At 60.5% G+C, this 12,103-nt stretch carries 9 protein-coding genes and 1 pseudogene; 3 read left to right on the top strand and 7 right to left on the bottom strand.

The window, feature by feature from the left end:
* From EOS_RS42435 to EOS_RS42410, 6 genes and pseudogenes are all read right to left on the bottom strand, one after another.
* Window positions 1-414, bottom strand: a pseudogene (locus tag EOS_RS42435) (hypothetical protein); the annotation flags it as partial.
* Window positions 415-739: 325 nt separating this feature from the next.
* Window positions 740-976 (bottom strand): (2Fe-2S)-binding protein, encoded by a 237-nt coding sequence (locus EOS_RS42430; protein ID WP_047898239.1) that lies wholly within the window; start codon window positions 974-976, stop codon window positions 740-742.
* A 244-nt stretch (window positions 977-1,220) separates the two neighbouring features.
* Window positions 1,221-2,099 (bottom strand): glutamate racemase, encoded by an 879-nt coding sequence (murI, locus tag EOS_RS42425; RefSeq protein ID WP_047898238.1) that lies wholly within the window; start codon window positions 2,097-2,099, stop codon window positions 1,221-1,223.
* A gap of 13 nt (window positions 2,100-2,112) precedes the next feature.
* On the bottom strand, window positions 2,113-2,589 hold the full coding sequence (bfr, locus tag EOS_RS42420; protein WP_047898237.1) for a bacterioferritin: 477 nt from the start codon (window positions 2,587-2,589) through the stop codon (window positions 2,113-2,115).
* A 220-nt stretch (window positions 2,590-2,809) separates the two neighbouring features.
* Window positions 2,810-4,345, bottom strand: a complete 1,536-nt coding sequence (locus EOS_RS42415; protein WP_047898236.1) for a fumarate hydratase — start codon at window positions 4,343-4,345, stop codon at window positions 2,810-2,812.
* A gap of 91 nt (window positions 4,346-4,436) precedes the next feature.
* The gene (locus tag EOS_RS42410; protein ID WP_047898235.1) at window positions 4,437-5,024 is read right to left on the bottom strand and encodes a TIGR00645 family protein; all 588 of its coding nucleotides are present in this window, start codon (window positions 5,022-5,024) and stop codon (window positions 4,437-4,439) included.
* Between the two features lie 613 nt (window positions 5,025-5,637).
* Between EOS_RS42410 and acs the strand changes: the two genes are divergently transcribed.
* The 3 genes from acs to EOS_RS42395 all read left to right on the top strand — a co-directional run bounded on the left by acs (window position 5,638) and on the right by EOS_RS42395 (window position 10,120).
* Window positions 5,638-7,632: an acetate--CoA ligase gene (gene acs / locus EOS_RS42405; protein ID WP_047898234.1), complete on the top strand. Its 1,995-nt coding sequence runs from the start codon at window positions 5,638-5,640 to the stop codon at window positions 7,630-7,632.
* A gap of 126 nt (window positions 7,633-7,758) precedes the next feature.
* Complete coding sequence (locus EOS_RS42400) at window positions 7,759-8,094, top strand: DUF4212 domain-containing protein (RefSeq protein ID WP_075645501.1); 336 nt, start codon at window positions 7,759-7,761, stop codon at window positions 8,092-8,094.
* A 7-nt stretch (window positions 8,095-8,101) separates the two neighbouring features.
* Window positions 8,102-10,120 carry a sodium:solute symporter family protein gene (locus tag EOS_RS42395; RefSeq protein WP_047898232.1) on the top strand — a complete coding sequence of 673 codons (2,019 nt, stop codon included), beginning with the start codon at window positions 8,102-8,104 and terminating at the stop codon, window positions 10,118-10,120.
* A gap of 128 nt (window positions 10,121-10,248) precedes the next feature.
* Here EOS_RS42395 and EOS_RS42390 read toward each other — a convergent pair whose 3' ends face one another.
* Window positions 10,249-12,051: an FAD-dependent oxidoreductase gene (locus EOS_RS42390; RefSeq protein WP_235443142.1), complete on the bottom strand. Its 1,803-nt coding sequence runs from the start codon at window positions 12,049-12,051 to the stop codon at window positions 10,249-10,251.
* Between the last annotated feature and the right edge of the window lie 52 nt (window positions 12,052-12,103).

The following is a 12,103-nucleotide window of genomic DNA, read 5'->3' as shown; positions in this document are numbered from 1 at the left end:
GGCCGGTTCGGGCGAAGCTGCGGCGACAGGCGAGGGCGTCGTGGTTTCCGGCAACGGTGTCGGCGCGGCTTTCACGCGCGGCTGAACGACAGACCTAGGCTTCGGCGCCGGCTTTGGTGGAACCGGTTTTGGCGGCGGAGGCATGGGTGTCGACTGGATCGCGACCGGCGCTGCGACCGGTTGCGGCGGCGCGGGGCTGATGAGCTCGGCGGTGATCGTCTTCAATTCGATCGGGCGCGGCGCCGGCTCATTACGCAGGGTAAGCGCGACGGCGAGCAGGCCCACGTGAATCGCCACCACGGCGACGCTCGCGGCAATCATGCGCGGATTGATGCCTGAGGATTCGGTTGAAGGGAAGGAGTGAGCGTTAAGCGCCGCAGCCGTATTGCCGGGCGGGATCAAGGACGACGGCATATCAGCGTGCTTGTGCGGCGGGGACGCCGTACGAACAGCGAAAGCCCATGCAGCATGTGAGACTGGAGGACTTCATTTTCGGAAGATGAGCAGAGAAATAAACAGCGTGGTCACGAAACCGATCAGCAATTCCATCGTTCCCTCCTTGGATGGGGGTGGGCGGGCTGGCTCGATGTGACCTGGCTTGCGGGCGGAGAAGCGGGGACTGCGGTGTCGACCATGGACGCACGATGACTGACGCGAAAGCCGCCTACGTGACCAGATGGCAACGTAGCGACGTCGCGATGACTTGCGCCAGGCGAATTCCCGTCGATCTGGAGCGTGCTTACGCGGCCTTGCGTTCGTAGAACGTCAGCGGCACGGCCTGATGCTGATCGCTTCGCATAGTGCAATGCGACGCACAACCGCTTTGCAACATGACGTCGCGTACAGTTTCCTCGCACTTGCCGCAGCACATGGCAACACCCAGTTCGAATTGCAGTTCGTCAAAGGTAAATGCGCCATCGGCAATCGACGCGCGAATCTTTCTATCCGACACTGACTTGCACACACAGACGATCATGATCAACCGCGATAGCTAACGTTAATGCGAATTATTATCATTCCTTATGAGAAAGTTGGCAATAGGGATGAACGGTTTTTTTCGGTGTGCCGTAGACAGAAAAAGGGGACGGGGTGAGGAGGCTTGTCGCAGAAGGCCGTGAGCGTGTGTAAAAAACTGAAACCGCGTTCCCGGAAGGGCCTTTTCCGGGCCGATAACGTGTTTTTTTGTGGCCTGGAGACGATCGGGCCTTTGGGGCGTGGTCTCAGACCGGATCGGATTCCAGCGTCCGGGTGCGCCGCGAGGGGATCACGACGTGTTCCACGGTGACATCGAGACCGAGCAGCGAAGCTGCGAGTTGTCGCAGAGCCTGGCCGTCGTTGGTCGAGTACAAGCGCGGCAATTCGATATCCGGAGCCTGAGCAGGCGTTGCTCGCAAGCCAAACGAATCCAGTTGCCGTTCGAGTTGCCGCGCGATCGCGACACTCGTATCGATCAGTGCTAGCCGGTCGCCGGCAATGGCGCGGATAGCCCGATCGAGGAAAGGATAGTGCGTGCAGCCGAGAACGAGTGTGTCGGCGTTGGCATCGAGCATCGGTTGCACGTAGCTTCGCAGCAACGCGATGAGTTCAGGCGAGTCCGTGTCGCAGCGTTCCACGGCCTGCACAAGACCATGTCCCGGTTGCAGGATGAAGCGGCAGTCGCCGGTATGACGTTCAGCCAGCGCCTGAAACCGCGCGCTACGCAACGTGACGGCGGTGGCCAGCACGCCCACCACGCGCGTTTGCGACGTCAGCGACGCCGGTTTGATGCCCGGTTCCACGCCAATTACGGGAATCGGCAAACGCTCGCGGGCTTGAGCGATCGACTGAGAGGTCGCGGTGTTGCACGCGACCACCAGCGCCTTCGCGCCCTGCGAGACAAGCCATTCGCCAATCGCGAGCGTCCGGTCGGCGATAAAGTCGTCGTCGCGTTCACCATACGGCGCGTACAGCGAATCCGCGGCGTAGATCAGCCGCTCGTCCGGCAATGCGGTGCGTACCGCGCGCAATACGGACAAACCGCCGAGGCCAGAATCGAAAATGGCGACGGGCGCGCTCGAACCGAGCGCCAGCGGAGCGGAGCGGAGGGCGTCGAAGGGCATCGCGGGCGGTGGTTTATTCGCTCTCGCCCATCATGGTTTGCTGATAGTTCTGGATGCCGACCTTCGCAACCAGATCGATCTGCGTTTCCAGCCAGTCGATGTGTTCTTCCGTATCGTCCAGAATCTTCACGAAGATCTCACGCGAGATGAAATCGCGAACCGATTCGCAATAGGCGATAGCTTCCTTGCACGTGCTCTGCGAAATCTGCTCGAGTTTCAAGTCGCACTGCAGGATTTCAAGCGTCTCTTCGCCAATCAACAACTTGTGCAGGTCCTGCAGGTTCGGCAGGCCATCGAGCATGAAAATACGCTGGATCAGCCAGTCGGCATGTTTCATCTCGCCGATCGACTCGTCGTACTCGTGCTTGCCGAGCTTCTCCAGACCCCAGTGCTTGTACATGCGCGCATGCAGGAAGTACTGGTTGATGGCCGTCAGCTCGTTCTTCAGCTGCTGGTTGAGGTATTCGAGAGCTTTTACATCGCCTTGCATATTAGTTCCTTGTGTGGGCGTTTCAGCCTTTCAAACATAACCGTTCAAGTTTAAAAAGCCAAGATGAAGAATCGTGTTTTTCCCGCAATTTCAATGAGATTCTCGTGTTTCCGTCCAGCGAAATGAGAATGCAAACGGTTTGATTGCGGGTCCGCCCGAAAATGCGGGAGCCGGGCACATGGCCCGGCTCTTGTTCTGCTGTTACTCGGAAGGCAGTAGTTTAAACCGTTGCGACGGGGATCTTGCCGATCTTCGCCTGCCATTCCTTCGGTCCGGTCTGATGCACGGAGGTCCCGGTCGAATCGACGGCAACGGTCACCGGCATATCCTGCACGTCGAATTCATAGATGGCTTCCATGCCAAGGTCTTCGAACGCGATAACTTTTGCGCCACGAATAGCTTTCGACACCAGATAGGCCGCGCCGCCCACCGCCATCATGTACGCGGCCTTGTGCTTCTTGATGGCTTCGATAGCCGTCGGGCCGCGTTCGGCCTTGCCGATCATCGAGATCAGACCGGTCTGCGACAGCATCATGTCGGTGAACTTGTCCATGCGCGTGGCCGTGGTCGGACCCGCCGGGCCGACAACTTCCTCACGCACAGGATCGACCGGGCCGACGTAGTAGATCACGCGGTTCGTGAAATCGACCGGCAGCTTTTCGCCCTTGGCGAGCATATCGGCGATACGTTTATGCGCGGCGTCGCGTCCCGTCAGCATCTTGCCCGACAGCAGCAGCGTCTGGCCCGGCTTCCATGCCGCGACCTGTTCCTTCGTCAGCGTGTTCAGGTCCACGCGCTGGCTCGTTTCCGTATTCGCGACCCATTCGACCTTCGGCCATGCGTCGAGCGAAGGCACGTCGAGTTTCGCCACGCCGGAACCATCCAGCGTGAAATGCGCGTGGCGCGTAGCGGCGCAGTTCGGAATGATCGCGATGGGCTTTGATGCCGCGTGCGTCGGCGCGGCCATGATCTTCACATCGAGCACAGTCGCGAGGCCGCCGAGACCCTGCGCGCCGATGCCGAGCGCGTTGACCTTCTCGTGCAACTCCACGCGCAGTTCCTCGATCCAGTCCTGCGGTCCGCGTGCGATGACATCCTGGATATCGATAGCGTCCATCAGCGATTCCTTCGCCATGACCATCGCTTTCTCCGCCGTCCCGCCGATGCCGATTCCGAGCATGCCGGGCGGGCACCAGCCGGCGCCCATCAGCGGTACGGTCTTCAGCACCCAGTCGACGATGGAATCCGACGGGTTCAGCATCGCGAACTTCGTCTTGTTTTCCGAGCCGCCGCCTTTGGCCGCGATCTGGACATCGACTTTATTGCCGGGGACGATCTCGTAGTGGATCACGGCCGGCGTGTTGTCCTTCGTATTCTTGCGCGCGCCTTCGGGCGGGCTCACGATCGATGCGCGCAGCACGTTGTCCGGGTTCAGATAACCGCGGCGCACACCTTCGTTGATCATGTCGGTGACGCCCATGGTGGCTGTTCCTGACTCACTCGCCCAGCGCACGTCCATGCCCACTTTCACAAACACCGTGACGATGCCCGTGTCCTGGCAAATCGGCCGATGGCCTTCCGCGCACATGCGGCTGTTCGTCAGGATCTGCGCGATGGCGTCTTTCGCGGCCGGGCTCTCTTCGAGTTCGTACGCGCGGCCGAGCGCCTGGATGTAGTCGAGCGGATGGTAAAAGCTGATGTGCTGCAGCGAATCCGCAATGCTCTGAATCAGGTCTTCCTGCTTGATGATAGTCATGGCTTGAACGTGTGGGGACGGGACGTTATCGGGACTTCATGGGTACTTTCATCGGCGCTTTACAAAGCGCTCGCTTGGAGTTGCTGCGTGCTTATTCGTGTGCCTTCGCGGGCGTGCCGGATGGGTCATGAAAATGCTCCGGATGCGTGTGCGTGGTCAGGCGGTCGACCCACGCCATAATCAGCGCCGACGCAAGGAACGCCACGTGAATCAGCACCTGCCACATCACCGCGTGTTCCGAGTACTGGTCTGGGTTGATGAAGGTTTTCAGCAGGTGGATGGACGAAATGCTGATGAGCGCCATTGAAAGCTTCACCTTGAGCACGCCGGCATTCACGTGATCGAGCCACTCCGGCTGGTCGGGATGGCCTTCCACGCCGAGTCGTGAGACGAAGGTCTCATAGCCGCCCACAATCACCATGATCAGCAGATTCGAGATCATCACCACGTCGATCAGGCCGAGGACGACCAGCATGACGTTGGTTTCGTCGAGTGTCGTCATGTGGGTGACGAGGTGCCAGACTTCCTTCAGGAACAAAACGACGTACACGCCTTGCGCCACGATCAGGCCGAGATACAGCGGTACCTGGAGCCAGCGGCTCATGAAAATGACGGCTGGAAGCGGCTTCATTGAAGGGCGGGGAGGACGGGTGCCGGGGATGTTCGGGGATGCGGACATGAGCGGTGCCGGGTCGTGGGGAGTTGGGTGGATCGGGTAAAAGCGTCGGGTAGCCGCGCGAAAGCGCGGTTTTGCGTCAAATTTTGAGAAAGTCCGACATTGTAGCGCGATGAAGTCGGTCGTTTGCGGGTCAACCCGTAGGTGGGGGCCCCAATCGACCAAGGGCTGGTAGCGGTGGTTTGGGTGTCGCCCGCGCGAGGGCAACCAGCAGCGTGGCTGCGATGAGCTCGCGCGCGTAACGATTCAAGCTGGAATCCGGACGACGAGTTCAGTTAACATGGATGGTGTGGTGCGTCATGAATCGCGCGCAACCGAAGCAGCGCGCGAGCGCAAAGCGCATCATTGCGTTAGCACGTTTGTGCCGGCGCATACGTGTATACCCCGTGGTCATTGAGCAGGGTGCGTAAGTAGTGGGTAAGGCACGCGGCTTATCTTCGCGATACAACACCGGGCAGCGTATGCTGCGCTGCATCGAACGGTCATGCACAAGGGCAGGAGACACGGCACAACGCTTGACATCGCGTGTGTCGTCTACGCCGAAAAGACATAGCGGCTTCGGAGCCGGACTCCGGCGTCGCCGCTTTCAGATTCACCATCAAAGAAGGGGTTGTCGATGTCTGCGATTGAATCCGTACTCCAGGAACGCCGTATTTTCCCGCCCTCGGCCAAAGCGTCGGCAGGAGCAGCGATCTCTGGCATGGACGCGTACAAGGCTTTGACGTCCGAAGCCGAACGCGATTACGAAGGTTTCTGGGCGCGGCTCGCACGCGAAACGCTTAGCTGGCACAAGCCGTTCGAAACCGTCCTCGACGAATCGAATCCGCCGTTCTACAAGTGGTTCGAGGATGGTGAAATCAACGCGTCGTATAACTGCATCGACCGCCACGTGGAAGCGGGTAACGGCGCGAAGAACGCAATCATCTTCGAAGCCGATGACGGCACCGTCGTGAACGTCACGTACCAGGACTTGCTGCAGCGCGTGTGCCGTTTCGCCAACGCATTGAAGAAGCGCGGTGTGAAGAAGGGCGATCGCGTGGTGATCTACATGCCGATGTCGATTGAAGGCGTGGTCGCCATGCAAGCCTGCGCGCGTATCGGCGCAACGCACTCGGTGGTGTTCGGCGGATTCTCGTCGAAGTCGCTTAACGAACGGCTCGTGGACGTGGGCGCGGTCGCGCTCATCACCGCCGACGAACAAATGCGCGGCGGCAAGGCGCTGCCGTTAAAGAGCATCGCCGATGAAGCTATCGCTGCCGGCGGCTGCGAAGCGGTCAAGAGCGTGATCGTGTACAAGCGCACGGGCGGCAAGACGCAATGGCACGAAGGCCGCGATCTGTGGATGCACGAGCTCGTCGAGCATGAAGCCGCGCAGGGAGCCGATTCGTGCGAGCCGGAATGGGTCAGTGCCGAACATCCGCTGTTCATCTTGTACACGTCCGGTTCCACGGGCAAGCCGAAGGGCGTGCAGCACAGCACCGGCGGCTTCCTGCTGTGGGCCGCGCAGACCATGAAGTGGACCTTCGACGCCAAGCCCGACGATGTGTTCTGGTGTACGGCCGACATCGGCTGGATCACGGGGCATAGTTATATTGCGTATGGCCCGACCGCGATCGGTGCGACCCAGGTCGTGTTCGAAGGCGTGCCGACGTACCCGCACGCCGGGCGCTTCTGGGACATGATCGCGAAGCACAAGGTCACGATCTTCTACACCGCGCCAACCGCGATCCGCTCGCTGATCAAGGCCGCCGAAGCCGATGCGAAGATTCATCCGAAGAGCTTCGATTTGTCGTCGCTGCGCATTCTCGGCACGGTCGGCGAGCCGATCAATCCTGAGGCGTGGATGTGGTATCACGAGAACGTGGGCGGCGGCGTGTGTCCTATCGTCGATACCTGGTGGCAGACCGAAACCGGCGGCCATATGATCACGCCACTGCCGGGCGCGACGCCATTGGTGCCGGGTTCCTGCACGCTGCCGCTGCCGGGCATCATGGCGGCTGTCGTCGATGAAACCGGTCAGGACGTGCCGAACGGGCAGGGCGGGATCCTGGTCATCAAACGGCCGTGGCCGTCGGCGTTGCGTACGGTGTGGGGCGATCCGGGTCGCTACAAGAAGAGTTACTTCCCCGAAGAACTCGGCGGCGCGTTGTACCTTGCAGGCGATGGCGCCGTGCGCGACAAGGAGACGGGTTACTTCACGATCATGGGCCGTATCGACGACGTGCTGAACGTCTCCGGGCATCGGCTTGGGACGATGGAAATCGAATCGGCGCTGGTGTCGAATCCGATCGTGGCGGAAGCGGCCGTGGTCGGCCGTCCCGACGATACAACCGGCGAAGCCGTGGTTGCATTCGTGGTGCTGAAGCGCTCGCGTCCGGAAGGCGAAGAGGGCAAGAGAATCGCCAACGAACTGCGCGCGTGGGTGGCGAAGGAAATTGGTCCGATCGCGAAACCGAAGGACATCCGTTTCGGCGATAACCTCCCCAAGACCCGCTCGGGCAAGATCATGCGGCGTTTGCTGCGCTCGCTGGCGAAAGGCGAGGCGATTACGCAGGACGTATCGACACTCGAGAATCCCGCGATCCTCGATCAACTCGGCGAAGTGCGCTGAATTTGGCTTGAGTATTATCTGGCTTGAATGAACGGCTCCCTGTTTCAGGGAGCCGTTTTTATGTAGCGAGACCGGAACGATGTCGATCCCGATTGCCGCGTTTTAAAGCATTTGGTAGATAAGCACATGTCTTCGATTCCATCGCCTGCGAGTCCTCCCGAACCACCGCCCGTCACGGAGGCGATGGCGCGTGCTCATCGGCTGTACTGGCGAACGAACCTTGCGTTGATATCGGTGCTGATGCTGATCGGGCTCGCGGTCTCGTTCGGCATTCCCCTCATGGCGACGCGCCTCGCCAGCCTGCGTTTCGCTGGTTTTCCGCTGCCGTTTTACTTCGGCGCGCAGGGCGCGATCCTTGTGTATGTCGTGTTGATCGTCGTCTATATCGTGCTGATGCAGTTCGCCGATGCGCGTCTGCAACGCGCCCTTGCCGCGCTTGTCGTCGTTAAGCCCGAGCCGTGAATCGCTGATGAAGCTCACCCATCGCCTCATCAGGGCCTACGCGCTTTATACGCTCGGCTTCTTCCTGTTCATCTACGTGATGACGCGGATCGAGCGCGCGACCGGGCCGGGCATGTGGATCGGCTATGTGTTCCTGTTCGTGCCGATAGCCGTGTACGCCGTGATCGGCTTGTTGTCGCGGACGTCGGATCTGGTCGAGTATTACGTGGCGGGGCGGCGTGTGCCGTCCGCGTTCAACGGCATGGCCACCGCGGCGGACTGGCTGTCGGCGGCGTCGTTTATCGGGCTGGCCGGGTCCATCTATGCAACCGGTTATGACGGTCTTGCCTACATGATGGGCTGGACCGGCGGCTATTGTCTCGTTGCGTTCTTGCTCGCGCCCTATGTCCGCAAGCTCGCTCGCTACACCATCCCCGACTTTCTCGGCACGCGCTTTTCGAGCAACCTCGTGCGCGGCATCGCGGCGTTTGCAGCCATCCTGTGTTCGTTCGTTTATCTCGTCGCGCAGATCCAGGGCATCGGACTGATTGCGTCGCGGTTTATCGGTATCGATTTCGCGATCGGGATCTTCTGCGGGCTCGCCGGCATTCTCGTGTGCTCGTTTCTGGGCGGCATGCGCGCGGTGACGTGGACGCAAGTCGCGCAATACATCATCCTGGTTAGCGCCATGCTGATTCCCGTCTCGATGATCGCGCATCGCGAAGGGCTCGGCTGGTTGCCGCAGCTTTCGTACGGGCACCTGCTCGAACGCGTGGAAGTGCTCGAGCGCGCGGTTGAACGTTCGCCCGAGGAAACCGAAGTCCGCGACGACTACCGGCGTCAGGCGCAGCAGATCCAGGCGCAGATTGACGAGTTGCCGGCGTCGTTTCACACCGAGCAGGCGAGGCTGCAGGGAGAGATCGCGGACTTGCGCCGCCATAACGGGCCGTTGCGCGATATCAGCGAGCGTGAGCGCGAACTCGCGTCGTTCCCGAAGACACCCGCGGAGGCGAGCGTTCAATGGAGCCGCGCCCGCGAGGCAATGCTCGAACGCGCTGCGTCACCGGTGCCAATGGCCGAAGCGTTTCCCCCGTCCGACGATGAAAACGCGCGGCTGCATCGACGGAATTTTTTGTCGCTGCTGCTGTGTTTGTCGCTGGGGACGGCGAGCTTGCCGCATATTCTGACGCGCTATAACACGACGACATCGGTGGCTTCCGCGCGGCGTTCGGTCGGCTGGACGCTGTTTTTTGTCGCGCTGTTTTATCTGACCGTGCCCGTGCTCGCGGTGCTGATCAAGTACGAAATGCTAACGGGAATTGTCGGGCACAAATTCGCCGATTTACCGACGTGGGTCATGCAATGGCGCAAGGTGGAGCCGTATCTGATTCGTATCGGCGATGTGAACGGTGACGGCATCGTGCGCTGGTCCAGGATTCAGATGCAACCCGATATGGTGGTGCTCGCCGCGCCGGAGATTGCAGGGCTGCCGTATGTGATGTCGGGGTTAATCGCCGCGGGTGCGTTGGCGGCCGCGCTTTCTACCGCCGATGGTTTGCTGCTGACCATTGCTAACGCGCTCTCGCACGATGTCTATTACTGCATGGTCGATAAGACCGCGAGCAGTCAGCGGAGGGTGACGATATCGAAGATATTGTTATTGGGTGTGGCGTTGTTTGCTTCGTATGTGGCTTCGCTTAATACCGGAAATATCCTGTTCCTGGTGGGGGCGGCGTTTTCGTTGGCGGCCTCCAGTCTGTTTCCCGTGCTGGTGCTGGGAGTGTTCTGGAAGCGGACGACGAAGCACGGGGCGGTCGCGGGGATGCTGGCGGGGTTGAGCGTGTGCATCTATTACATCGTGTCGACGTATCCGTATTTCACGCAAATGACGGGGTTCTCGGGCGCAAGATGGTTCGGGATCGAGTCGATCAGTTCGGGGGTGTTTGGGGTGCCGGCGGGGTTCGTGGTGGCGGTGGTGGTGAGTCTGTTCGATCGGAAACCGGATGCGTATACGCGAGCGCTGGTGGATTACATACGGCATCCGTGAGGTGGTATTAGTCAAAATATTCTGACTTTTCGACGCGCTGAAATACCAAAAACCCGCGTCGGCACAAGGCTCGATGCGGGTTTCGGGTGCTGCTCAACAATGTGAAACGCATTCTGGCGGAGAGCCGTTCATACGAATCTCGTGAAACCGTCGGCGCTCCAGCGTTCGCTCCCTACGCCGTGATGAACGAAGAACAAACCATCGGGATCGTACTGATTCTTAACGGCGAGCAGCCTGCTGTAATTCGAGCCCCAAAAGGACCGCTGCCACTCCGCGTTGAAAAAATTGCTTTCGGCCACGTAGGAGCCGGCGCCTGGAACCAGCTTGCGCACCTCGGCCATTGCTCGTCCGATCGCTTGCACATTCCTGTGCGCCAGCGCGATGTCGGGCTCGTGGCCCTGGATGCCAGGATAGGCCGGCGGCTCCGCTGCCTGGCAGATGAGCAGGGCGAAGGCATCGAGCACGGCCGGGTTCATTGCCGTGTCTCTGGCGGCAGCGATAGCCTCGGCCGGCGCGCCTGCCAGACCCTTGTTGAGGTGCAGTGATACCTCCCAGTGGCGGCTCGCAGCAAACAGCGCATCGGCGAGTGTTTGACGCTGGTCGTTTTGCAATAAGGTCACCGGAAGCCACGCGGACTCGTAGCCGTGCAACACATGGCCTGCGTCCCATCGGTCGCCCGGCCAGAAGACATTGCCTTTGGGCGCGCCCGGCCTGTCGTCGGTACTGACGAAACCGAGGAGTTTCTTGAACATCGTCGGAGCCCAGTAACTGCGGGCCGAGACCGCCACGATCTTGAGTGGCGAGAACTCGACCTTGAAATCGTCCGGTGTACGAGCGACCGTATCCATGAACGGTTGCCAGACTACTTGCGCTTCGCTGCGGCTGAGCCCCTGGAACACCATCGAGATCTTGAGGACGTTGTCATGGCGCAGGGTGATCTGTTCGCCCCAGTGCGGGTTCAGCAGGTTCTGTTGGTAAAAGTCGATCATCACGCCGATCAGCCGGCGGAACGTAAGCGCCGACGTGGCCTTGATCGTCATGTTCACCGCGCCGAAGGTCTCGGGTAGTTCGTGGACCCGCAGCGTCAGCCGTGTGACCACGCCCAGGCTGCCACCGCCGCCGCCTTTCAGCCCCCAGAACAGATCGGGATTCGTGCAGGCATTGGCGATCCGCACGACACCGTCCGCAGTGACGACTTCGGCTTCGAGCAGACTTCCCGCAGCCAGTCCGTAGGCTTTCGAAAAGCTGCCGAACCCGCCGCTCTGGATCAGGCCAGCCACGCCGACCGTCATGCAGCCGCCACCTTGTACATAACCGCCAGCCTGCGTGGTGACCGCATCATAGACGTGCGCCCAGAGCGCGCCGGCCCCGACCGTGACTGCCCGCACCGGCGAGGCATGCCCCTCGCATCCCTTACCAACAAACGCTTCCTGCAGGCTGATGTCGTTCATTTTTCGCGTCCAGACCAGCAGCGAGTCCGGCGCATTCGATGTGCCTTGATAGCTGTGGCCGCCGCCCTTCACCACAAGGCGGAGATTGTTCCGGCGTGCGAAGTTGACGGCGGCAACGACGTCGTTCGTATTGCGGGCAGCCACCGCATAGACACTTGGCATCGATGTCCATGCATCTACCCAGCCGAGGGACTGCGTCAGGCCTACCTCGTCGCCGAGAAAATAGGGGTTCTTGAGATCCTTGAATAGTTGCCTGCAGTCGTCACGATCGGGCGAGTTCAGGCAAGCCACCAAGGGCGACTGCACTTTGACCAGTGCATCGCCGACTTGCTGGCTGAGTTCGTTCCACTGCGTCTCGGACGGCCAGCCCGGATCGCCCGGACGCACGCGAGCAAGCGCAGCGGATGGCGCCGCTTGCGCCGAGGCGAGTATCTGTTTCCGAGCGCCATGTACAAATGTGATTCCGACCGCAAATTGCAAAATACGTCGTCTTTTCGAGGACGTGGTTTTGTTTGAAGGTTTCATCGGTATG

Source organism: Caballeronia mineralivorans PML1(12) (assembly GCF_001028175.1).
GTDB lineage: Bacteria > Pseudomonadota > Gammaproteobacteria > Burkholderiales > Burkholderiaceae > Caballeronia > Caballeronia mineralivorans.
The sequence above is the reverse complement of the archived record's forward strand: the minus strand, read 5'-3'. Positions and strand labels throughout refer to the sequence as shown.